The following is a 23,669-nucleotide window of genomic DNA, read 5'->3' as shown; positions in this document are numbered from 1 at the left end:
CAGGCGCCACCACCCACAAAAACACACCCGCCAGGTGTTAATTGTAGCCGAAAAGGTCACCTACCCCCTGGGCGGCGAGGGGTGATTCGGCTGGCAAGGACGCCGGAGCATCACCCGGATAGATGCAATATCCCCTACTCACCACGCAGACTGCTGCGAAAGATCTTGTACTCATCCGGCACCGGGTTACCGCCCTCCCACATCACATAACGGAAGTCATCCGGTGAGGTATTGCCCTCAGAGTTGATCAACAGCACCTGCGAATTCGGGCCAAGGCTGAGATAATCGCGCAGTTCACGCGCGCCGGGGTATTCCATGATGAAGAGCAGCGCCCCCAGCGTCACCGCACCCGATTCGCCGGAGATGATCATCGGGTCACCGCGCAGAGGCATCCCATAGACCCGCATGCCCTTGGCCGCGACGTAATCCGGGCAAATGGCAAACACATCGGCGATTCGCTCCAGCACCTGCCAGGCAATGGGGTTGGGTTCACCGCAGGCCAACCCGGCCATGATCGTGTCCAGCTCGCCCTCGAACTTGTGCGGCTGGCCGTCTCCAATCTGTGCCGAGAGGTAGAGGCAGGCTGCTTTGGTTGGCTCCACCACCACCCCCAACGGGCGCTCCGCTCCGAACAAATTGGCATAATAGCCCAGCGTGGCCGCCGCCAGTGAACCCACACCAGCCTGGACAAACACATGCGTGGGCTTGCTCAACCCCTGCGCAGCCAGTTGCTCCTGTGCCTCGCTGAGCATGGTGGTATAGCCCTGCATCACCCACTTAGGGATGTCTTCGTAGCCTTCCCAGGCTGTATCCGAGATGACCACCCAGCCGTAGCGTTGGGCATCCTCGTTAACCTGGTGCACGGCATCATCATAGGTACCATCAATCACCACCACCTTTGCCCCGGTTTGCTCAATGGCTTGAATACGTTGTTGTGAGGTCAATTTGTGCACGTAGATAACCGCCTTGAAGCCCATCTGCGCTGCCGCCCAGGCCACCCCACGACCGTGGTTGCCATCGGTGGCGGCGGCAAAGGTAATATCGCCCAGACGCTCGCGCAATTCGTCACTGGTCAGTTCGGCGAACGAAAGTTCGCGGTCGGTGATGCCCAGGCGCTGGCGCACCCACTGGTAAATGGCGTATGAGCCACCCAGCACCTTGAACGAACGCAAATCCAAGCGCTGGGATTCATCCTTCACCCAGATGCCCCCCAGCCCCAGCCGCGCCGCCAGGTTGGGCAAGCCCACCAGCGGGCTCATACGGTAGCCCGGCAACTGACGATGAAAGCGCCGCGCCTGCCAGGGCACCTCCGGCGGGATTAATGCCTGCACGACCTGAGGATCAAAACCGGCGCGAGCACGCGGGTTGATCAGCCACTCAATCGGTTTTTCACTGCCCATGGGCCACCTCGCTTATTTGTCTGACATCTTCGTATTAGTATAACCCCAAAATCGGTGAGGTGTAACGCGCCGTCCGCATACACGGTGCTGTTTTCACTTTCGGCATTGGGGGCGTGGAGTCACGCCGCATTAATTCCGCACTAATTCAATTAATTATAGGGGCAGCGAGGTGGCGAGAACACGTTCGAGGGGTGGCAAACGCCCGATTTGCACCCAGATGGTGGGTAAGAGGCGCAGTTTACGCCACGTGGAGGTGTGCGCGCGCCGGGTATGCACCTGGTAGCCCAGGCGCTCAATCTCATCCAGGATAGCCGCGTAGAGCAACGCTGCCGCTCCCACTGCCGGGCGGGCACGGGGGTGCAAGAGGCGAATGCCCGGCAAGGCGCGGCGGTAGAGTGCCTGCGCGCGGGCGATTTCAAACTGCATCAGCGCAACGAAGCGCGCATCCATTACCCCATCCAAGATATCCTGCACGGTCAGGTCAAAGGCGGCCAGATCATCGAGCGGCAGATACACCCGTCCCTTGCGCGCGTCTTCGCCCACATCGCGTAGGATGTTGGTGAGTTGAAGTGCAATGCCCAATTCAATGGCAAACGGAGCGGCCTGCTCAAAGGTCACCCCGCGCACCAACCCGATAATCGGGATGGAAAGCAATCCCACCGTCGAAGCCACGCGGTAGCAGTAAAGGCGCAATTCCTCCCAGGTGGCATAGCGGCAGTGTTCCAGATCCATCGCCACCCCATCTAGCAGGTCCTGCTCATAACGGGGGTCTACATGGTAGCGCTGACGTACGATAGCCCAGGCGTAGAGCAGAGGATTCGCCTGGGCTTCAGGGGGCAAAGCCACCTGCGCCCGCCAGCGTTCCAGGTCGGCACGTCCAGCGCATTGCGAATCCACCAAGTCATCGGTAGCGCGGCAAAAAGCATACAGCGCGCGGATCGCCTGTCGTTCGCGCCGCGGCAACAACGCCGTGGCCAAGAAAAAGGTGCGCGAATGTGCCTTGATCACCGCCTCGGTAAGGCGAAAGGCTTCTTGAGGGTGGGTAACCGCGGGCAAACGTTGCAGGGCATTCTGAAGCATGGTAACTTCCTCCGGCAATTAGCGCGATTGCAGGATCAGTTTCTCCACGACTTTGGCCGAGGACACTACGCCCGGCAAGCCAGCGCCGGGGTGGGTGCCGGCACCCACGAAGTAAAGGTTGGAAAATTCTTCGGACTGATTATGCGGACGGAACCAGGCCGATTGGGTCAGGATTGGCTCAACCGAGAAGGCCGAGCCCAGGTAGCTGTTGAGCACATCGCGGAAGTGCAATGGGTCAATGTAATGCTCCACCACCAGGTTTTCGCGCAAGCCGGGCAGGTAGTTATCTTCCAGAAATTCCAGGATGCGATTCTTGTACGGCTCGGCGGTCTCTTCCCAATTGACGTTCCCGCCCAGATGCGGTACCGGCGAAAGGACATAAAACGCTTCATGTCCCTCTGGTGCCAGTGAGGGATCGGTGATGGTCGGCATGTGCAGATAAAGCGAAAAATCCTCGGCCAAAACCTTATGTTTGAAGATGTCATCCAATAAGCCCTTATAACGCGGGCCGAGGATGATGTTGTGGTGTGCCAGGCGACTGTCCAGATAGCGCCGCCGGGTTCCAAAGTAAATCACAAACAGCGACATGCTGTAACGCATGCGCTCAAGGCGGCGGTTGGTGTACTTGCGCCGATGGGCCTCAGGGATCAGGTACCGGTAGGTAAATGCCACATCCGCGTTGGAAATGACGATATCCGCCGGAAGGATGGTACCATCCTTCAAGCGCACCCCGCGCACCTGTCGCTGCCGTTCATCCACCAGGATTTGATCTACTTCGGCATTGAACACCAGAGTTCCACCCAATTCCTCAAACAAGCGCACTAGAGCAGTGACCAGCGCACCGGTACCACCCAGGGCAAAGTAAACCCCCCATTCGCGTTCCAGGTAGTGGATCATGGCATAGATGCTGCTGGAATCAAAGGGATTCCCACCGATGAGCAGGGGATGAAACGAAAAGACCTGGCGCAGAAAATCGTTTTGGATAAAGCGTGACACATATTGATAAACACTCAAGTAGGACTGCAGTCGCACCAGATCCGGCGCCACCTTAAGCATATCGGTCAGATGGGTGAAAGGCTTATCCGCCAATTCCAAAAACCCCTTTTGAAAGATCGGCTGGGTGCTCTCTAGGAAGCGCCGATACCCCTCTTTATCCGCTGGGTTCCAGCGTTCAATGTTGGCATAAATGAAATCGTTTTGATTATTGTAGTCAAAGGCGCGACCTTCCGGGTCAAAAATGCGATAGAAGGGGTTAACAGGCACGAAGGTGACATAATCCTCGCGCTTGCGCCCGGCCAATTCGAATAATTCATCGAAAAGAAACGGCGCCGTGATTACGGTTGGGCCACCGTCAAACTTGAAGCCGTCCAGTTCATACACATACGCCCGTCCGCCGGGCTTATCCCGCTTTTCTAGAATGGTGACCTGAAACCCCCGTGCGGCCAGACGAATGGCCACCGCCAACCCACCAAAGCCGGAGCCAATGACAATGATGCGTTTAGACATAGCAAAAAGCCTCCCAGATTCCTTGATAACCTAGTTATAGCACACCCCCATCCGCAGTACCGTTTGGTGTATAAGGATTGTAAAATAACCATACAAGACGAAGGCTTTATGCCAAGACCGAATAACCCAGCAGATGACCGACCACCCGTGCTGCCCCTAAAATCACCCCTGCCGTAGACTGGCCCGGAAAGATTGAGTCACCCACCAACCACAGGTTGGGCAAGCCGGTTTGAGGACCACGGGCCTGCCATAATGACGTTTGAGGAAAACCGCCCACCATCCCTCTCCAACGGCGGGTATAAAAAGCAAACGTGCGGGGTGTGCCTGGCAAACAGAGATGAAGTGCGGGTTTTATCCCCGGAAAAACCACCTCAAGCGCCTCCAGCAAGCGTTGGGTATAAGCCTCGCGCCGCCGCAGATAGGCTTCGGGGTCAAGTCGCCACCACGGCGCCACCGCTGTGTGGGTCGAGAGGGTGAGTGCGCGCATGTCGGCCGGCGCGCGGGTAGGATCGTCAGCCGGTGAAATAGAGATGAATACCGAATTGCCCTCACCCAACGGTGCCCCAGGATCCAGGATGACCTGATGGTGAGTTGGAGTACGAGGCGGCAAGGCTTCGGCGCGCACTCCCACATAAAGGGTAAAGGCGCCCCAAGTCGGTGGGCGATGCTGCACTTCTCGGCGTAACACAGGTGGTACCGCGCCGTTGAGCAATTGACGCAATGACCACGGCGTCACATTGGCTAAAATGACATCGGCTTCAAAGATGGCCCCAGCCTTGGTCACCACCGCCACAGCACGTCCATTCCGCACCACCACACGCTCCACCGGGTGACGATAGTGCACCTCACCGCCGTGCGCGCGAATCCAGGTTATCAGCGTTTCCGCCAGGTTTCCCATCCCCCCTCGCACGTAACACACCCCGCGCCGAGGTAGATCGAGCGCCGCACAGCCATATAGGGCATTGGCCGAACCCGCTGTGGTTTGGGCGGAGATGAGCAACTGAGCGTCTAAAAAAACGCGTAGTTGAGAAGAGGCTGAACGGGGCAAGAGGTGCGCTACGGACCTGAAAGCCATTGGCACCGCCCTGATGACCGCAGGAGTGGTAGCGCGCGCAAGGGCAACGACATCATTGGGGGTTAGAGGCGGCCAGGGAAAGTGGCGCTGAGAGACTCTCCAAGCCACATCGGCCAGGCGTTCTTGAGTTTGCCAAAAGGACTCTCCCTCGGCGAAATACCGTGCCCGCTCCTCACGCCACGCTTCGCGCGTCGCCCATTGGTGAATCTGATGCCCGTCGAGGTGAACCACCCAGGCGAGGTCAAGCGGCTGCACCGGCCAGGTCAGGCCGAGAGTCTCAGCCAGACGAGTGTGTGGACCGGCGGGTTCAAAGCCACCTGCCAGCGTTGCCCCGGCATCGAAACGATAACCACGGTGGTAAAACGTCCCTGCACAGCCGCCCGGGTAGGTCTGGGCTTCTAGAACGACCACCCGCCAGCCGGCTTTGAGCAACAGCGCCGCTGCGGTTAGTCCCCCCATCCCCGCCCCTATGATAAGGGCAGTGCGCGTCTCCCTTGGATGACGTGTTATGCCCCCTGCCATACGTATCCGTCCATCATGCCTGTTCCAGTGCTCGTCTTATCGCCCAACGGCGGTAGGCAAATAAGAGGTGTAACCCCAAAGGTGAAAAGACCAGCCACGTCCAAAGCGAACGCCAACCCGGGCGGTAAGCGTAAGTAACGTGCTCCTCGATCACCGTATATCCGTCAGATTGAGGGAAAAACCTATGCCGATGCCGCCAGAATTGAAGCGGACCACGCCGTTGCTCATCAGTAAAACCGCGTTGCAGACCCACATCTTGGTGGATGGCTTCCCAGGTTATCCCAAATGGCCCCAAACCGAGGCGAAAAACCAGGCGCGATCCTTCGGCCAGCGGCTCGCGCGCGAGCACGTCCAACCGTAACGGAGGCGGAGTAAGGCGCGCTAAAGCATCCTCACGCTCATGAAATTTGACTACTGCCGAAAGGGGTGCTTTCACCCTGTAACGGATGCGGAATTCAGGCATGGTTAATCCGACAGACGCTCCAGTTGGGGAGACGAGTCTGGCCTGATTGTTACTTCCGCCGGCGCCGCGGCAACGCGATAGACATATCGCCACACGTAAGTGGTTAGCCAGAGCAACAAAACGCCGCTGGCCAGCCCCGGCGCCCACGGTCCAAACTGTTCCAATAGCAAACTGCCCAATGCCGGGGAAAGGATGCGGGTGAGCGCTTCGAGGGCGGAAGCAATGCCCAGTGTCCCCCCGACGTCGGTGGGGGCAACCACTTTGCTAATCGCACTGTTGATCACCGTATTGAGCACGCCGCCGCTCAAAGCTGTGGGGGCTAGGATTACCAGTAATATCGGCACACTTGGCGCCCATGCCCACCCTAATAGCGAGAGCGCCATCAGAGCAGTGGCCGCCAGAATCAGCGCCCGTTCACTGAAACGCTGAGTGAGTTTTCCTACCGCCACGCCCTGCACCAATACAGAGAGCACGCCTACATAGGTCAAAATGTAGCCCGTTTCACGCGGGCCGAGATTGAAACGGCGCAGAGCATAGAGTGCAAAAATGGTCTGGAAAGTCGAAAAAGCCATCGCAAAAAAGAAGCGCGTATGGAGCAACGGCCCAACCAGGGGTTTGCGCAAGGCCTCGACCATTGCCCCCAGGGTCAGCGGCGGCCGTTCCCGGGCATCCCGACGCGCCTGCTCCGTCAACGATTCGGGCAACCAGGCCATCACCAGGATAAAGTTGAGGGTCGAAAGGGCTGCCGCAGCCAGGGCGGGCGCGGCAAAACCCCACTGCGAGAGCACGCCACCCAGCGCCGGACCGATGATGAAGCCCAGGCCAAACGCTGCCCCGATCAGGCCCAGGCCGCGGGCACGGCTGCGCGCATCGGTCACATCGCTGATGTAGGCCTGGGCAACACTGATGTTACCGCCGGTGAAGCCGGCAATCACCCGGGCCACAAAGAGCATGCCCAGCGAGCGGGCTAGCCCTAGAACGATAAAACCGGCTAGGTTGCCGGCAATGCTGATCAACAAAACCGGTCGCCGCCCAACCCGATCGGAGAGGCGCCCTAAGATTGGCGTGGCAATGAATTGTGCCGCCGCATACACGGCCACCAACAGGCCAACCTGAAAATCGGTTGCCCCAAAGGTTTCGGCATAATAGGGCAGCAGGGGCAGGATCAACCCAAAGCCGAGTAAATCAATAAAGACGATTAGAAAAATGGCGAATAAGCGGCGATTTTGACGCAACATGGTTAGTGGATCCTTCTGCGTGGGGTATGTTCCTGCATCAGACGTTCGATAAGGCGCACCGTCTCCGAAGGGGGTGCATTAAGGTAAATAGCCGGAACGTTCTCCGGTAAGCGCAGGGATTCAAACGCCTGCCCGCCCAACACTACCCAGGGCTTAGGCTCCGGAAAGCGCGCCAGGGCATCGGGCAGGCCGAGCAGATTCTGCGCCGACTCGGGGCGGGTGGCGGTAAAGAGTAACAAGCGCGGTTTAAGCAGAGCCAGGGCTTCAGCCATGCCCTCGAGTTTAAGATCCTGGCCCAGATATTTCACATCCCATCCCCGCCAACGCAGCATAACCACCAGCATCAACAAGCCAATCTGGTGCAGCTCACCAGGGGCACACCCCGCTACAATGACACCTGGACGACTAGGGGGTGCCGAGGCTGCCAGCATGCTCATGAGATGTTGTAAACAAAACTGCGTCGCATAATGTTCCACCGCAATCGGCAATTCACCGCGATGCCACGCCTCACCGATCGTCACCAACATTGGCTGGATGACCTCGGTGAGCACCTGATCTACCGTGTAGAGCGCAAACGCGCGGCGCACCACCTCTGCTGCGGCTTCCTCATCAAAACGGGTCAGGGCGGCATAAAGTTCCTGGGCTAGGTAAGAAGGCGAGACGGATTCGATCACTGCTGCAGGAGCGAGCTGTTCCGCAGCCGGATCGCGCCCCAGCGCCCGTAGTTCGTGCCAATATTCCACCGCGCGACCAATGCTCAATCCAGCTTCCACCTGCTGCTTGAGCCAGCGCAGTAGGCGCAGGTCATATTCGGAATAAAGGCGGTATCCCTGATGCCCACGGTTAGGGCGCGGCAAACCATAACGCCGCTCCCAGGCGCGCAGAGTCACTGGCAACAACCCCACTAAACGCGAGACCGCCTTAATGTTATAGACCGGGGTATACGGATCGTGGTTTATCTCGGAGGCGTTCATTTAGACTCTTTATCACAACGCTAACTTAACCAATAAGATCATTAGCGTTATCTTACCACGCGCAACGGCTCGTGTATGACCTGCGTATAAGGTTGGTAGACCTGATTTTCTAACGCCCGGTACGAGAAACAGCCGTAAACAGGGTACGGACTTTCTCAACCCCAATTGAGAGGGTTGCACCCAGGTAGATGCCCGGCACGCGCTGGACTAAATCCGGCCGTTGGTTAAAAGCGGCGCCGCCGTAGCCGAACAGTGGCGCCGGGCGCAGACGGGCCAGTTTTTCCTGGAGGCGGCGCATGGCCAATGCGGATTCCTCTGATGAGGCCGTCAGGACAATCAGTGCCGGGCGTTCCTCGCGCGCATAGTCCACCAGATCATCGAGGGGAATGTCTGGGCCGAGGTACTCCACGCGATAACCCTCGCTGCGCAGCAGGATGGCAAACATCAGGCTGCCCAATTCATGCTGTTCATACGGCGCGCCGCCTACCATGATATAGGCGCTACCGCGGCGAATGGGATAGGTTTGGAACAAGGTCAGCAACTTCCCGCGCAAAAATGAACTGGCAAAGTGCTCAGTGGTGACGCGAATCTCGCCGCGATACCACGCCTCGCCAATTTGGGTTAGACAGGGGACAAGCACCTGCTCGAAGAGGACAGGCAAATCGTAGCCGGCCAGGGCTTCACGGAAGAGTTCCCCCGCGCGCATCTCATCATGGCGGATCAACGCCTTATATAACTGGTTGGCATAGACCTCCGGGCCAACCGTTGTGGCCTGCGTCTTGGCTTGCGGCGCAGTAGGCACGGCTTCCGGCCACAGGCCATTGCGCACCATTTGCCGTAGTTCTGCCACGGCCTCGCTAATGCTGAGACCACTATCGGTGCGGTCTTTGAGCCAGCGTAGGATGGCCACATCGCGCTCGGAATACAGCCGATAGCGGTTTTCCGAGCGGTGGGGAGTGAGCACCTCATGACGGCGCTCCCAGGCGCGCAAGGTCACCGGGCGCACGCCGGTTTGGGCACTTACGGCTTTGATCGTGTATTTGGGTTCATCGGATAATTCAAGAATGGTGGGCATCGGTTCCTCCTTTGGGTAGCGCCGAAACATCTGCCGATCTGTTGTACAGAGTTTAGCATAATATACCGACTTTGTATAGCCCTTTTGTATAATCATGGAGGAAAAAGGGGTGATTTTCAGCCTCACCCCTTGGAAAACATCGTCGCGCCCGACATTTACGGGCGCGACGACAAAGACAACCAAAGGCTTTTGGTTAGGAAGATGAGACCGTGGAAACCCTGCCTTCTGTAAGCAAGCGCTTATCGCGTAGTTGGCGAAGAACGCGCCAGCCCAGCATGCTGAGTCCCATCGCTATTTGACCCAAACCCATACCCAGGGTCAGGGCCGGAAAACTTGCCGCCCAGTTGACCCCGTTCCAGGTATGGGTGGCGGCCATGAGATGCGGCAGGCCTAGCGTCAGGGCGCCGCCAACGACTAGGGTCAATGCGGCAAGCAGAGAACCACCGGCACCCGTGGGGGGTGTTCCCTGCGGCTCAAAGATACCGCGCCATTTTCGCCCTCCCAGGATCAGGAACACAGCCAGGGTGAAGACAGTGATGTAGACCACCGCATCTACCGGCATGGATTTTCCGCGCAAAGCCCGCGAGACGAGCATATGAATCACACCAATCACCGCTCCACCACCGAGTGCAACCAGCGCCAGGCGATACGCCCTCCTGCGCCTACGGATCAGTTGCACCACAGCCACCGTGCCCAGCACGCCCAGCAGTGTGGTGATTACCATAAAGAGCATATAGAGCCACTGATAGCGCGCCAGCGGTGCCATCGAAGGCCCGAAACCGGTCGGGTTGATCGCCACACAAGACGTGCCCAAACCGCTGGCCAAGGTAAACAGCGCAGTAACCGCCAAGAACACAATAGCGATGCCGCGTACCGGATGCCACTGCTTTGGATAAGTCTCCATGTCTTCCTCCCTAACGTGAGATGCGTTTGGGGTGAGGCCTAACGCAGATTAAACCCGATCACCAAGAATACCAGGGTTAGCAATAACGACCAAGATAATAACTGTGCGACCCCTTCCCATTGGTCCGGGATCCATCGCAAACGCTGTCCGAGCAGGGCTAGTCCGCTCAGGCCAATCAGCACGGCCCCGGCACTGATTCCCAGAATGCTCGGTCGGGCCAGGCCCTGTCCCCACGCCCACACCGGCACCCCCACAGTGACCAGACCAGCCACACCGTAAACCAGCGCAACCATAAGCACACCCAACCGCGACGATGCCTTGCCCATACGGCTGTAAGCAATACCGATCATCCCCACCAACGCAAAGGCGAGGAAAACGGGTACCCCCTGCGGCCAATATTCCCCCACCAAACCCAATGAAAAACTTAATGGCACCAGTGCCGCCACAACCGCCGCCAAGGGATGTTGAAATATCTCAAGCCCCATCAGGGTCAGCCACAAGCATGCCAACAAGAGAACCCCGAACCCCACCGTATATGCTACCAGGGGCAAAGGAGCGTCCTCAGGAAGGCCATAGACGATTTGCCATCCTGCTATCACCGCCGTGAGCAGAAGCGCAAAGCGATAAGCCCATGAGGTCAAAGTTACCGCTGTCATTGCCTATAACGCTAAAAGCAACATCGCCGCCAACATATACAAGGAGGCATACTTGTATAAACTGAAATTGACCCGCTCGGTGGGTTTGAACCACACTCCCAGGGCTAATACCACCAACCCGCCGGAGAGAACCGCCAGCAAACGCAGGTAACCCCAGGCCATTCCTAACAATATTGCTGCCAGGGTAATCGCCACGGACGCCAGCAGGCTGGAAATCGAAATGATCGCGCGCGTGGCGGCGGCGCCGTAGCGGGCCGGAAACGTTGGCACGCCGGCGGCTTGATAATCCTCAACGTGGCGCAGGGAAAAGGTCATGATATGGGTGGGAATCCACAACAGCACTGCCAGCGCCAGCAGAATACCAATGGTATCCACCTGACCTACGCCGAGGGTGCGCCCGGCCAACACCGGCATGCCCCCAGCTACGCCGCCCCACACAATACTCCAACAGGTACGGCGTTTGAGCCACAGCGTGTACACCACCACATCGAAGAACCAGCCCGCCCAGACCAATCCCCCATAAACAGGATAGAGCCACCACGCCCATCCTACCCCCACCACCGAAAGGGCTGTCCCCACCCACAAGGTTTCCGTTGGGGATAAAGCGCCGGCGGCCAGCGGGCGGCGACACGTGCGCCCCATTTTGGCATCAATATCGCGATCCCACCACATATTGAGCAACGTGCTCCCGCTGATCGTCAGGAACAGACTGCCCGCCAACCCCAGCAGTGTTCCCAGGTTAAAGATCGGACAGCGGGCACTCATAAACCCCGCCAGACCGGTGGCTAAAAGCAGTCCTGTTTGCAGGGGTTTGATCAAAGAAAAATACTGCCGAATGCGCTCTTTCACCATCGTCGACCTTCTCCTCTCCACCGCGCGATCAAGGCTCACGTACGCAGCGAAAACCCGTCCCCGGCCCAAGATATCGCGGCGTGGCGTTGTTGGTCGCCCATACCCGCAGATCAGGTGGATAACTATCTTTGGAACCGCCGCGCATGAACCGGTAGTGCATCCCTTCGGTAATGTCCCCTACCCACTGCCATACGTTGCCTGCCATGTCGTAAAGCCCATACGGGCTGGGCGAATCCAGGGTTGCAAAACCATCGTAGATCTTTCCGTTGTAAAAGCCGACCGGCGTAGTGCGCGATCCTACCGTGCGCATCGCTTCGAAGGGATCGCCACTGCGATAGTAATTGGCATTCGCCGGGGTAAGCTCCCACCCCCAGGGGTATGGGCGTCCATCCTCGCCGCGGGCGGCCTTTTCCCACTCCAAGCCACTGGGTAGGCGGTAGCCGTAATAGCGGCAGTATCCCCATGCCCCAAACCATGTGACGTAGGTCATGGGGTGACGGGCATAACCGGCTTTGGGCGTAAAGACACCCTCAGCATAAACAAATGGGGCATCAGGTTCATTAAGTGGGACGTAAACGTAATCTTGAGGCGGGATTTCTTCTTCATGCTTGGCGCTGTGAAACGGATCACCCGGATAAAACCCCACCACATGATTACCTTGAACGCGCAGTGCGCCCTCGGCCAGGGCCTGATTAAGAAAACGCACATACTGTTCCACCGTAACGTCCGTGACCATGATGGCAAAGGCATGTGCAAGATGGGTTGGGGTGCTAAACTGACCTGCCAAAAACGGCCCTGCTGGCACCACCATCCAGGCCTCAGGGTCAACCCCGGTGTCGTAATCCGGCAGCGGCGTGGCTGCCACCACTGGTTGGCAGGCAGTTACCGCCAACATCAACGTAAGCATTATTCCCCACCGTGCCCAAAGTGCCCGAAACCCGCACCGCATCGGCCGTTTCATGCCTCGACCTCCATTTCCACCGGATCTTTTTGAGCGGCTTCAGCCGTCCAGCGTCCCTCCCGCCGGAACAGATCCAGCAACCGCCAGATGAGCAACATCGCCAGGATTACCAACACCATCCCCAGCCCAATATCCACCAATTGCAAGACAGTATTCACCAGCGGCTGCTGACGAGCCTCACTAACCACCAGGCGTTTGAGTTCATAGACCGTAACTGCCGCAAACGCCAGATCAGAGAAGAGAATAATTCCCCAACCATAAAGGCGGCGCACCCATCCTTTCAAGCCGATCAGGTCACCGTAGTAAAGCAGGATGATGGTCGCAATAATGGCCGAGAGCACATGCCAGTGCCCAGTGAGGATCAAACGCTCTTCGCGCGCTGGCCACTGGCGGAAGATTTCATCCAGGCGCACGGCGACAAAAATGCCTACCCCACTAACCGTGAAATTCATAAACACCATTTGCCACAGCGGCCCAAACCACAAGGGATCGCGCAACAGGGCGCGCAATTTTTGCCACACATTGGGCTTGGGCACATCGCGGGTGCCCTCGCGGATCAAGCGATCCCACCCAAAGATTACCAGCATCAGGGCCGCCAGCATCGCCGGCGTTGCCCCCACGTAGATGATCATATGCGCAATGGGTTCCAGCGGCGTGACCACGCCCCAGACCCCCAGGTTGAGGACAAGCATACCCAGGATCATCAGCGGCATGGCAATTTTGTGCAAAATGCCCTTGAAATCCACCCACCGCCCGATGATCAGGGTTAGCATAATCGCAATCAGCGCCAGCATGATATGCAAATGACCAATAACGGCGTACTGCAAGCCGGTTTTCTCCGGCCAACGGAGGATATCCTCGGCCAAAAACGTCTGGAATCCGTTGGCATAATAGGCCCCCGGCACCGCCCCGAAGAGCGCTGAGATGACCGTGGTAAGCGCCGTAGCAAAAAAAGCCACCCGTTCCAGATCTATGCCGCTCCGGGTATGAGCGTAGGCCGGATCGCGAACCAAATAAGCCTTGTTCCATGGCCACAACCCGATGCACAACAGCACTCCGGCAAAGAAGATCAACGTCAGACCGGCCAGATATAGGCCATGAAACGCCCAGTTATGCCCCCAATAGGCAAAGCCCAAGCCGAAGATCATGGCCGTCAAATATCCCACCGTGATCAGCAGGCGCACGGCGGTACGATAGAAAGACGCCATACCCACCAAGGCCGTGAGCAGATATGTTTCAATGGCAATGACGGCCATGGCAATCGTGTGATAGAGGATAATGATGCGCCCCTCGCGTTCCGCGGGTAAAAGGCGCATCCCCAAGGTCTTAATCACCCAATCCCGCACCCCTATTTCGGCCATGGGGCCGGAAAGCAGGCCAAACAGCGCTGTTTCCAGCGCAATCACGGCAATTGCGACCAGAATTAACCCTTTCGTGGACGAGAACAGATACGCCAAGCGTTTGCCGAGTTCGCGCATATGTCAATCTCCCATTCGCTTTAGCCCTGGGGTACCGTCAAGCCCTATTTGTTAGAATAATCACAAAGCCGTCCTAGGGCTTTGACCAAAGTTAAATTGCACTAACCGGGAAGGAAAACATTTATGCCCCGAGCAGAAGCGTGTGCTCGGGACACGGTTACCCACACCGGTTACTGGCCGGTGGAAACAAAATAGTCCCAGGCTTTGGGAAGCACCAACAGGATCAGCAAACCCAGGCTGGCCAGCGGTGCCAGCGCAAAGAGCGAGAAGCGCCCCAACTGCTGAGCGGTTACCGCCGCCAGGGGAATGCCAACCACCAATTCGGTTGTCGCCGCCACCAGGCCGGTCACCCGCACCCACTCGCGCGGTTTATGAATCACGGCAATCGTCACCACTGCCCAACCGATCATCGCTACCCAATGCAAGCGTTGGACCAAGGTGAAGATCGGATCGCCGTGGGTGAGGATACGGCTAGTGCTCGAAACCCCGTTCATCCAGCAGAAGATATAAGCCATGCCAGTAAAGAGTGCGAGCAGTGTTTGCCGCCAGGTGACCCTACCGACCAGGCGCAAGAACAGAAAATACAACAACAGGTAAGGCCAGAAGAGCGGGAAGTACACCGGGGGCAAGCCAGCGGCCATGTAGGGCACATTGACAAACCACGATCCCAACAACGCTAGCACTAGCCCAATCGTGGTGAGGAAGAACGCCCAGTTACGCCCACTGAAAAAGCCGTAGGCGCTCACAGCGAACAGCACCCCTGCCAGCAGGCCGAAATCGGCCATGGCCGGATGAATGTATTTGAGCAGAATTTCACACCCGGGCTCGGCCGATTCGGCGCTCATCCCGATGCGATACCATTGCAGGAAAAGCACAATGTGGCCGATGATCCCCATGGCTGCCGCAATGAGCGCCAGGATGCCCCCCAACGTCTGACGATTCTTCATGACAACCTCCTCGTAGTTTAAGGATTAGATAGAACTATTCGCCGAAGTGGCAGGAACAACCGTTGTAATAGGCGGCATCGTTATGCGCCGCCACATAGACCACGGTGCCCGGTTCAATGGTTAGATTGCACCCTTTCAAAAAATCAGGCCGCTTTTCCCACGCCCTCACCTGCACGTTGCAGGTTACATAAACGGTACCGCGCCAAGTATCATGGCACAGCGGGCCTTCTACTACCTTATCCACTGCAATCTTTTTCCCTCTAATCTCGACCAGGATGGGCGTGGGTGTAGGTCCGGGTGTCGCCGTCCTCTGAGGCACCTCAGTGGGTAACGCCGTTAAATAAGGCAGTGAAGTCCCTTCACGGCGGCAGGGATTACTCTCAGACTGACAGTCCACCAACCCAAGCCCGGCGAGTAAAATAACCACCAGAAATACCCATCTGTTTCTGTTCAGCATAAGCCCTCCTTTTCATGTGAAACATAGCACAATGAATCCCCTCAAGGCTTTAACTTAACGCAAAACCTAAGATAGAATTATCGTGATGAAACTCGCGGATAGATTTGCCTCTCATCCCTTTTTTGAGCCCCTTTCAGAGCAAGAAAGAGCCTTTCTGGCCCAACACGCCCTGGTGCGCAGACTGTCTAGAGAAGAACATCTGGCAACCCAAGGGGATTGCTGGCCGTACCTCTTTCTCATCCTGGAGGGGGAAATTGAAGCCATCAAGATCTCGACCGAAGGACGCCCCCTGATCGTCACTACCTTTGTTCCGGGCGATATCTTTTGGGGGCCAGCCTTCTTTGAGGCCGATCTGCCCCTGCCCGTCTCCCTGGAGGCCAATCAACCCACTATGGTGGTCGTATGGTCGCGCTCGACCCTGGAACCCTTGCTGGCCAAAGGGGGAATTGGCTGGGCGTTAGCGCGGTTAATGTTGCGCTACATGTTGCGCGCCAATGTCCTGCTGGAGCGCCTGGCCTTTCAACCGGTAACGGCGCGATTGGCACGCTTACTTCTGGAACATTTCCAGAGCACCGAGGGCCCGGCCATTCCGCGCATATTGACCTTGGACGACATGGCCGCCCGCATCGGCACCACGCGCGAAGTCGCCTGCCGCACGCTCTACTACCTGGCAGACCGCAAAATCATTGATGTCACGCGCACTGAACTGGTACTGATTGATCGAGAGAGCCTGATGCAGTTAGCCGAAGGCACTTAACCGCGGCTAAGCCACCCGATCCGATGGGATAAGAGCCACTAAAGTCCATTCTTCCTGAGGTTCCACTTTATGTCCGAACTCCCCGATTCTGAACTTGTGCCGTTGTGCCTGGAACACAACTTCTGGACCTGGGCCGCCCAGGCTCAGGTTGAGCCGATCCCCGTCCGCCATGCCAAGGGCGTGTACTTCTGGGATATCCACGGCAAGCGCTACCTGGATTTCAATTCCATGGTCATGTGCGTCAACATCGGCCACGGGGATGAACGGGTCATCGAGGCCATTGTTCGCCAGGCACGTGAACTGCCCTTTGCCGGGCCGCACATGGCCACCCGCCCGCGCGCCCGGTTGGGCCAACTGCTGGCCGAGATTACCCCGCCCGGCCTGACCAAATTCCTCTATACCCTGGGCGGGGCCGATGCCAACGAAAACGCGATCAAACTGGCACGCGGCTACACCGGGCGCTGGAAAATCCTCGCCCGCTACCGTTCCTACCACGGCGCAACCTACGGCGCTATTGCTGCCACCGGCGACCCGCGCCGCCTGGCCTGGGAACCGCTAACGATGCCTGGGGTGGTGCATTTCTTGGATCCTTACCGCTACCGCTCCACCTTCCACCGTACCCAGCCCGACCTGCCTGAAGCCGAATTCACTCAGGATTATCTCAACCACCTCGAAGAGATCATCCACTACGAAGGCCCAAACACCATCGCCGCCATCCTGATCGAGACGATCACCGGCACTAACGGCGTGATCATCCCACCCCAAGGTTACCTGCAAGGGGTGCGTGCCTTATGCGACCGCTACGGCATCCTGCTGATTTGCGATGAGGTGATGAGTGGGTTTGGGCGCACCGGCGCCTGGTTCGCCGTGGATCACTATGGCGTCGTGCCCGACCTGATGACTATGGCCAAGGGGTTGACTTCGGGTTACGCGCCGCTAGGGGCAGTGGCAATGAAGCCGGAGATTGCCGCTTTCTACAACGAACGCGTGTATCAAGGCGGGCTGACCTACAACGGACACCCCATCTCCCTGGCGGCGGCGATTGCTACCATTGAGGTGATGAAAGAAGACCACCTGGTGGAACGCGCCCGCGCCACCGGCGAGATGCTGGCCGAGATGCTTGCCGAACTGATGGATCGCCACCCCTCGGTAGGCGAGGTACGCTCGATCGGCCTCTTCGGGGCGATTGAACTGGTGCGTAACCGCCGGACGCGCGAGCCGCTTGCCCCTTATAACGGCACCAGCCCGGAGATGACCGCCTTGCGCCGTTTCTTGCTCGAACGCGGCCTGTTCCTTTATACCCACTGGAACGTCATCCTGATCATCCCACCTCTGATCATCACCCCGGAACAACTGGCCGAGGGCTTTGCCATCCTGGACGAAGGCCTGCAGATCACCGACCGCGGGGTGACGGAATAAGTGTCACCTTGTCAGTACCAGGTGCATCTAAATAAGAGTAATTTGTTCGGATACAATACATCCAAAATTTCCTCAAGGAGCGTGAACTATGGAGATCAATCTGGGCGCAATCGCCTCACCGTCGTCACCCCAGTCCAACCCGGTTGAAAATGTGATCATCCTCGGCGCCGGCCCGGCCGGTCTGGCGGCGGCGTTATATGCTGCACGGGCTGAACTGGCGCCGCTGGTGCTTACCGGTACCGAATTAGGAGGGCAGGCTGCGCTGACCCACACCATTGAAAACTACCCCGGCTTTCCCGAAGGGGTGGGCGGGATGGAGTTAGGCGAGTTATTTCAAAAACAGGCTGAACGCTTTGGTGCCCGCCTGGAATTTGATACCGCCGAAGCCGTTGACCTCTCTCAACATCCGTTCCGTGTGCGCACCTACGGCAAGGAATACCTGGCCCGTGCCTTGATCATCGCCACTGGCGCCAGTCCCAATCATCTTGAGGTGCCCGGTGAGTCCGAATTCACCGGGCGCGGCGTTTCCTACTGCGCCACCTGCGATGGCTGGTTCTTCAAAGATAAGGATGTGATCGTGGTCGGTGGGGGCGATAGCGCGCTGGAGGAAGGCCTGTTCCTCACCCGCTACGCCCGCCAGGTGACCATTGTCCATCGCCGCGACCAACTGCGCGCCGGCGCCATCCTGCAGCGCCGCGCCCGCGAAAACCCCAAGATCCAGTTCATTTGGAATACCGTTGTACGTGAGATTCGCGGCAATGCCGCCGTGGAAGCCGTGCGCTTGGAGAACGTGCAAACCGGCGAGATCTGGGAGCGTCCAACCGATGGCGTGTTCATCTTCATCGGGCACAGGCCTAATACCGCCCTCTTCCGCGGCCAACTCGACCTGGATGAGCAGGGCTATATCAAAACCGATGCGTTAATGCGCACCAACGTGCCGGGGGTGTTCGCCGCCGGTGAGGTGATGGATCCGCACTTTCGCCAGGTCGTGACCTCCGCTGGAATGGGAGCTGCTGCTGCGATGATGGCGGTGCGTTTCTTGCAGGAGCAAGAGGGATAACCCGAGTTGCTCTCTTTGCAAGCAAAGCTCAAAAAGGCTGCCGCATCAAATGGGCAGCCTTTTGTTTCGACCGCTGTATGTCTCACTTAGGGTGCTGGTGTGACTGCGCCCGCTGCCCACCAGACAAACACACGGAACGCACTAGGCGCGCCGGCCTGTTCGTAAATGGGCTTGCCGTCAAGTGAGGTCCCCGTCTGGCGCACCGGCACCACGAACCACTGCAAGATATGCGGGACGGTATCCACCGGGCGGAAGGCCGCCGGGACAATGAACTTGGTATCGGTCACGTACTCCACCAGGCGGCGCCCTTTGCCCTCGGTCAGGTCTTCAATGGTCACCGCGTAGGCCTCGTTATCGCGCAGGGTGCCCACAGCCGCCCATTGCAACGTCACGGTGTCATTCGCCGCGGTGAAGACGGCGCCATTGGCCGGCAGGAGTAGGTTGGGCGCCGGATAGGGCGGGGGTGGCGTTGGCGTGGGAGTCGGGCCGGGGGTTGGCAGGCGCTCACACAGCGGGATCTGCAGAACTTGCCCCTCATAGACGATGTCGTTGGTCAGGCCGTTGTAGGATTTAATGGACTCCATCGAGACGTTATAGCGCGCGGCAATGATGCTCAGGGTATCGTTGGCGGTGACGGTATATTCGAGTTTCTGACAGGCTGCCTCGGTGGCTTCTGCCGGGCTGAGCGTGTTGGTGGGCTGGGGTGAAGGGGTCGGCGTGGGCTGCGGAATGAGCAATTTCTGCCCCACCACCAGGTTATCACAGGCCACCGGCAGGTTGTTCAAGGCAATAATGCTGGAGACCGAAACCCCGAAGGTATAGGCAATGGTGATACAGTTATCGCCGCTGCGCACGGTGTACTCAATTGGCGGCAGGGGGGTGAACGTCGGCTCCAGGGTCGGCGTGGGACTGGCCGTGGGGGTAAAGGTGATCGTGGGAGTAACGGTCAGCGTGGGGGTGGCGGTCGGTTCAACGACCCGCCCGGTGCTCTGCAAGGCGGCAAAGACCGTCCCGGCGCCGATGGCGAGCAAGAGCACCATCAGCCCCAATGCAATCGGCAGGGAGAGGGTAATCTCGGGCAGGCGCGGCCCTTGTAGCAGACTGCCTTTTTTGCCGCCCTCGGGAGTAAAAGTATGGCCGCAGACCAGGCAGCGCGTTGCCCCTTCGCTCGTGCGGGCCCCGCAAATGGGGCATACTTTCGTTTTGGTCGTTTCCTCTGGACTCATAGACCTTCATCCTAAAAATATGCCGTGAGGTATCGCGGCAGGGGGTATTATAACATAGTCGTTTTTCTGACAAGGGCAGGGGAATTTTTGCCTGTTCAGATCACCACCACTCGTGTGCCGTAGCCGCGCTTTTCAATGTCCTCCGGGCCAGCCACCGGCGTCGTCCAGCGGTAGAGCCAGCGCGCCTCGGCGGTGCGCATGTTGATGCACCCGTGGCTGCGCGGGGTGCCGAAGTCGGTGTGCCAGTAAGTGCCGTGGAACGCCACTCCGGTGGCTTCGAAGAAGCACGTCCAGGGCACGCCTGGCAATTCGTAGTCCTCCGGATTGCCAGTCAAACGTCCCTCGCCCATATGTTTGGAAGGCATCTTGGAGAAGATGTTAAACTCCCCTTTGGGTGTCTCCCAGGGGATTTCCCCCGGTGGCGAGCGAAATAGGCCCGAGGAAATTTTGGTCCGGAAGACCGGTGTCTCGCCCTCGTAGCAAGTCAGGCTCTGGCGGGCAATTGAGACTTCGATCCATTTCTGATGCGCCGGCACCTCAGGTGAAATGGGAGCGAACTCCTCCGGCTTGAACAGACGCAGGTGCACCGCCGGGACGTGGTACTCAAGTTCGAGCAGTTCGTCCTTGAGCCGGTACCAGGGGCTGCCATCTGGACCTTCGTCAATCCCTACCACCCAATGTGTGGATTCGTAGTAAAGGCGGTATAATGGCTGCCAGCCCTGGGCGCGGGTATAGCGCAACGCCTGGGTATACGGCACCGTGACCTCAGCCAGGACGAGCGCTGCGGGCAACTCCGCCGGCACCGGGTTATATTGAATCCGCACACGTTGGGTATTGGCGCGATGAATATAGCCACCCCACACCCGATACCAAACCGGATTATGGGCCGGACCGGCCTCCGACTCTACCTCGGCGTAAATATTGACCAGTTCATCGCGGTAGCGCTGGAAGCGGATGCGGCTTTGGTCCGAGGGCTGGCTATAAACGCTGACCGAGCGCACGGTCACCCGCAGCAAGTCCTCTTGCGTGGCATCCTGGAGCACACCCCCGCTGGGGTGAAAAGCCAGTGCGCCCAGGCCCAAGCCCATCAGGCGCAAAAACTCACGGCGCGAAAGACGGATGCTCATGTAAAGGGGATTATACCAGGATGAACGGCTTGCTCCTGGCCCTGCTCTCGGCCTTGGGAGGCGCGCTGGCTAACCTCATGGCACGCTCCCTCTTGCGCCAGACGACCCTGCGCGCCATTTTCGGGCTCAATTTTGCCCTGATCTTGGCCTGGCTGCTCCCCTTTGCGCCGTTTTATTTTTTCCTAGCGGTCTCACCCCCCGCGCTGGGGTGGTTAGCATTCGCCATCGGACTGGATGCCGTGGCCAATTACGCCTATTTTCAGTCCTTCGTTCGCCTGGATGTCCTTACTGCCAGCACGCTCCTCGCCCTTTCCCCGCTTTTCACTCTGCTAGCAGCGCCATTCCTCAGCCCGATCTCGCCACCGCTGGGCTGGTTTCAAATCCTGGGAGTTGTGTTGTGTAGCGGGGCCGTGCTGGTTATCACTCGGGCCCAAAACGCCGCTCCCTCCCTTTTGTGCGCTTGTCCACGCCCGGCCCCAAGCGCATTGGCCTACCCCCTGGTTGCAGCGGCGCTCTTCGGGCTGAGCCTCTACCCCACCCAACATCTGTTTGCCGCTGGTTACACCAATCCACCCACGTATTATCTCATTCGCGCCGCGGTGATTGCCCTGCTGGCTTGGCCGCTAAGCCGCCCCCGCTGGCGTGGTTTGCCAGCCGGTCTGATGCGTGGGCTAGCCCTGCGCGCGGCAGTCGTGATCGCACAATGGTTGGTGCTGCTCTACGCGCTGGAAGGGGCAGCCCCGGCGGTGGTCAAAGCCCTGGCTGACACCTCGCCCCTCTTCGTGCTGGGTCTCAGCCTGTGGCGGGGCGAAAAGCCCACCCGTGCCCAGGCCCTGGCAACACTGGGCGTCGTGCTAGGGGTAGCGCTGTTGTGGCTTGGAGAGAGTTAACCTAACCGCCGCGCCAGAAAGCGCGGATCAGGTCTCTCTCAGGCGGCTAACCTGCACCGCGCGCCAAGCCTCGCGGTTCTTCTTACGGTCAAAGTTTTTTCTAGGGCATAGCGCACGCGACAACCTTTGGTTTGACACTCGTGCAGCAGGTCGCGCGCCAGCACAAAGACCTCTTCCCCGCCCCCGTCCGGTTGAATGTAGGTGTATTGGCGTTGCTCAGGAGCTTCTTTCACCATACCGGTACAAAAGGTCAGGCCGCGGGTCTGGCCTTCCTTCCATATCTGACGGCAACGCGCTTCCAGCTCCTTACTATCTTGTGGTAAATCGGGCCAGGTCGAGACCTGTTCGGCAAGAGCCTGGCGCACGCGCTGTTCAGCTTCCTGATCTTCGGGCGGCACCTTCCACCCCTTTTCCATCCGCACAGCTTGGACCCGGGCGACATGTAGCGCTGTTACCTCGGGTTGGTTAAGTTTCAACGCCAGGTCGGCTAGCGCCATCAGATAACCCAATTTGTATTCCACCCCCTGGTTGGTCGAAAGCAGCGCAGCGCAAAAATGGCGCTATACCTCATCCTGCTGACCAGTGCGGGCTTCTAGGCTTGCCAGGTCGGCATACAAGGACCAGTCCGCACAGGGGTGATTGAGCAGGCGCCAAAATTGGGTGATGCCCTCGCCCAGGCCGCCTAGTTCAGCGCGCTTGGGCTGTGATGCGCTGGAGGAAGAATTCGTCGGCAACGTCTGGCAATCCGGCTTGGGCGGTTTCAAGCGCTTCTTGATAGCGCCCCAGTTCCAGCAGGGCCTGCGCCCGCTGGATGTACCACACCTCGCGCTCAGACATGGTTTTCTTGCCGTTGATCTCGCGCGCCTCTTTCTCCAAATCCCCAGGGCGAGCCGCGCCGACCATTCTTCGACCACTGCCCACTGCCTCGATCTTGAGCAACCTTCATCACCGCCTGGCTCACCAGTTTGAGCAGTAAGGCCTGGGGATTCAGGTCCGGGATTTGGCGGGCCCCGAAAAGCGCGCACCCCAGATCACCGGTTTTCCAGGCGGCTTGATGTAACGTTCGTCAAGCACTCACCCCAGTTCAGATTGGATGTAGGGATCACCGGGCGCCAGTTCCAAGGCCTTGCGCGCGACCGCCTTGGCTTGATCCAGGCACCCCTGTTGGCGCTGGCAGAATGCCAGGTGCCATCCCACGCGGGGATCGGGCTGTTGCTGCCAGAAGGTGGTGAAGATCGGCGCGGCCCCTGGGTAGCGGCATTCTTTGCGCAGGTTCTCGACCTGGGCGAAACAATGAGTGACGTTGGGCATGTTTTTTTCCTTCGGGCGGTGGTTAGGATCCCAGTGGCTAAGCATGCTGGAGGTCCCCCGTCTGGTTTGATATTAGTTTTATGATGATCAATTATAGTTATACCGCATCCCAAGTCCGAACCAAGTTAAGCGCCCTGCCCATCGTTGCACACCCCGTGTTGATTGCCTGCGGAACTTATGTCTCATCTCACCCAGTGCCCATGGGGGTGTATCAAAAAGCGGTCTGAACAAAAAAGAGAATTATAAGCCAAAAAGTTAGATGGATTGTATTTCGTTTGTTGGGATTGACAA

At 58.4% G+C, this 23,669-nt stretch carries 24 protein-coding genes; 4 read left to right on the top strand and 20 right to left on the bottom strand.

Features of this window, described 5'->3' with window-relative positions; genetic code table 11:
- Positions 1-134 precede the first annotated feature (134 nt).
- The 15 genes from AC01YT_RS04350 to AC01YT_RS04280 all read right to left on the bottom strand — a co-directional run bounded on the left by AC01YT_RS04350 (position 135) and on the right by AC01YT_RS04280 (position 15,588).
- Entirely contained in the window at positions 135-1,400 is a 1,266-nt protein-coding gene (locus AC01YT_RS04350; protein WP_476673033.1) for a diaminopropionate ammonia-lyase, read from the bottom strand.
- A 153-nt stretch (positions 1,401-1,553) separates the two neighbouring features.
- Complete coding sequence (locus tag AC01YT_RS04345) at positions 1,554-2,480, bottom strand: phytoene/squalene synthase family protein (RefSeq protein WP_476673031.1); 927 nt, start codon at positions 2,478-2,480, stop codon at positions 1,554-1,556.
- A gap of 18 nt (positions 2,481-2,498) precedes the next feature.
- Positions 2,499-3,986, bottom strand: coding sequence for a phytoene desaturase (locus tag AC01YT_RS04340; RefSeq protein WP_476673029.1), 1,488 nt, complete (start codon positions 3,984-3,986; stop codon positions 2,499-2,501).
- Positions 3,987-4,092: 106 nt separating this feature from the next.
- Positions 4,093-5,583 (bottom strand): phytoene desaturase family protein, encoded by a 1,491-nt coding sequence (locus AC01YT_RS04335; protein ID WP_476673027.1) that lies wholly within the window; start codon positions 5,581-5,583, stop codon positions 4,093-4,095.
- 13 nt (positions 5,584-5,596) lie between these two features.
- A complete protein-coding gene (locus tag AC01YT_RS04330) occupies positions 5,597-6,046 on the bottom strand; it encodes an SRPBCC family protein (RefSeq protein ID WP_476673025.1) in 450 nt (149 codons plus the stop codon).
- 2 nt (positions 6,047-6,048) lie between these two features.
- Positions 6,049-7,284: an MFS transporter gene (locus AC01YT_RS04325; RefSeq protein WP_476673023.1), complete on the bottom strand. Its 1,236-nt coding sequence runs from the start codon at positions 7,282-7,284 to the stop codon at positions 6,049-6,051.
- Between the two features lie 2 nt (positions 7,285-7,286).
- Entirely contained in the window at positions 7,287-8,258 is a 972-nt protein-coding gene (locus AC01YT_RS04320; protein WP_476673021.1) for a MerR family transcriptional regulator, read from the bottom strand.
- Between the two features lie 109 nt (positions 8,259-8,367).
- On the bottom strand, positions 8,368-9,333 hold the full coding sequence (locus AC01YT_RS04315) for a MerR family transcriptional regulator (RefSeq protein ID WP_476673019.1): 966 nt from the start codon (positions 9,331-9,333) through the stop codon (positions 8,368-8,370).
- A gap of 193 nt (positions 9,334-9,526) precedes the next feature.
- Complete coding sequence (locus AC01YT_RS04310) at positions 9,527-10,237, bottom strand: hypothetical protein (protein WP_476673017.1); 711 nt, start codon at positions 10,235-10,237, stop codon at positions 9,527-9,529.
- A gap of 38 nt (positions 10,238-10,275) precedes the next feature.
- Complete coding sequence (locus AC01YT_RS04305) at positions 10,276-10,893, bottom strand: hypothetical protein (protein WP_476673015.1); 618 nt, start codon at positions 10,891-10,893, stop codon at positions 10,276-10,278.
- A gap of 3 nt (positions 10,894-10,896) precedes the next feature.
- The gene (cyoE, locus tag AC01YT_RS04300) at positions 10,897-11,745 is read right to left on the bottom strand and encodes a heme o synthase (protein WP_476673013.1); all 849 of its coding nucleotides are present in this window, start codon (positions 11,743-11,745) and stop codon (positions 10,897-10,899) included.
- A gap of 28 nt (positions 11,746-11,773) precedes the next feature.
- Positions 11,774-12,706: a formylglycine-generating enzyme family protein gene (locus AC01YT_RS04295; protein WP_476673011.1), complete on the bottom strand. Its 933-nt coding sequence runs from the start codon at positions 12,704-12,706 to the stop codon at positions 11,774-11,776.
- A complete protein-coding gene (locus tag AC01YT_RS04290) occupies positions 12,703-14,184 on the bottom strand; it encodes a hypothetical protein (RefSeq protein ID WP_476673009.1) in 1,482 nt (493 codons plus the stop codon). Before AC01YT_RS04290 ends, AC01YT_RS04295 begins: the two co-directional genes overlap by 4 nt.
- A gap of 170 nt (positions 14,185-14,354) precedes the next feature.
- A complete protein-coding gene (locus AC01YT_RS04285; RefSeq protein WP_424912509.1) occupies positions 14,355-15,131 on the bottom strand; it encodes a hypothetical protein in 777 nt (258 codons plus the stop codon).
- 34 nt (positions 15,132-15,165) lie between these two features.
- Positions 15,166-15,588 (bottom strand): hypothetical protein, encoded by a 423-nt coding sequence (locus AC01YT_RS04280; protein WP_476673007.1) that lies wholly within the window; start codon positions 15,586-15,588, stop codon positions 15,166-15,168.
- Positions 15,589-15,673: 85 nt separating this feature from the next.
- On the opposite strand from AC01YT_RS04280, the gene AC01YT_RS04275 reads away from it, so the two are divergent.
- From AC01YT_RS04275 to trxB, 3 genes are all read left to right on the top strand, one after another.
- The gene (locus AC01YT_RS04275; RefSeq protein WP_424912507.1) at positions 15,674-16,345 is read left to right on the top strand and encodes a Crp/Fnr family transcriptional regulator; all 672 of its coding nucleotides are present in this window, start codon (positions 15,674-15,676) and stop codon (positions 16,343-16,345) included.
- Between the two features lie 69 nt (positions 16,346-16,414).
- Positions 16,415-17,764, top strand: coding sequence for an aminotransferase class III-fold pyridoxal phosphate-dependent enzyme (locus AC01YT_RS04270; RefSeq protein ID WP_424912506.1), 1,350 nt, complete (start codon positions 16,415-16,417; stop codon positions 17,762-17,764).
- An 88-nt stretch (positions 17,765-17,852) separates the two neighbouring features.
- Positions 17,853-18,824, top strand: coding sequence for a thioredoxin-disulfide reductase (gene trxB / locus AC01YT_RS04265; protein WP_424912505.1), 972 nt, complete (start codon positions 17,853-17,855; stop codon positions 18,822-18,824).
- A gap of 86 nt (positions 18,825-18,910) precedes the next feature.
- On the opposite strand, the gene AC01YT_RS04260 is transcribed toward trxB, so the two are convergent.
- Together AC01YT_RS04260 and AC01YT_RS04255 are read right to left on the bottom strand one after the other, a co-directional pair.
- Positions 18,911-20,050: a LysM peptidoglycan-binding domain-containing protein gene (locus tag AC01YT_RS04260; protein ID WP_424912504.1), complete on the bottom strand. Its 1,140-nt coding sequence runs from the start codon at positions 20,048-20,050 to the stop codon at positions 18,911-18,913.
- 95 nt (positions 20,051-20,145) lie between these two features.
- On the bottom strand, positions 20,146-21,177 hold the full coding sequence (locus tag AC01YT_RS04255) for a L,D-transpeptidase (RefSeq protein WP_476673004.1): 1,032 nt from the start codon (positions 21,175-21,177) through the stop codon (positions 20,146-20,148).
- A 20-nt stretch (positions 21,178-21,197) separates the two neighbouring features.
- Here AC01YT_RS04255 and AC01YT_RS04250 point away from each other — a divergent pair, with 20 nt between their 5' ends.
- On the top strand, positions 21,198-22,067 hold the full coding sequence (locus tag AC01YT_RS04250) for an EamA family transporter (RefSeq protein WP_476673002.1): 870 nt from the start codon (positions 21,198-21,200) through the stop codon (positions 22,065-22,067).
- A 38-nt stretch (positions 22,068-22,105) separates the two neighbouring features.
- Here the strand turns inward: AC01YT_RS04250 and AC01YT_RS04245 are convergent, their stop codons facing one another.
- The 3 genes from AC01YT_RS04245 to AC01YT_RS04235 form a co-directional block, all read right to left on the bottom strand.
- Positions 22,106-22,588: a hypothetical protein gene (locus tag AC01YT_RS04245; RefSeq protein ID WP_476673000.1), complete on the bottom strand. Its 483-nt coding sequence runs from the start codon at positions 22,586-22,588 to the stop codon at positions 22,106-22,108.
- 166 nt (positions 22,589-22,754) lie between these two features.
- Positions 22,755-23,006, bottom strand: coding sequence for a hypothetical protein (locus AC01YT_RS04240; RefSeq protein WP_476672998.1), 252 nt, complete (start codon positions 23,004-23,006; stop codon positions 22,755-22,757).
- Between the two features lie 135 nt (positions 23,007-23,141).
- Positions 23,142-23,378 carry a tetratricopeptide repeat protein gene (locus AC01YT_RS04235; protein WP_424912640.1) on the bottom strand — a complete coding sequence of 79 codons (237 nt, stop codon included), beginning with the start codon at positions 23,376-23,378 and terminating at the stop codon, positions 23,142-23,144.
- Positions 23,379-23,669: the final 291 nt, after the last annotated feature.

Source organism: Thermanaerothrix sp. (assembly GCF_056331585.1).
This window is presented reverse-complemented; position numbering and strand designations above follow the sequence as displayed.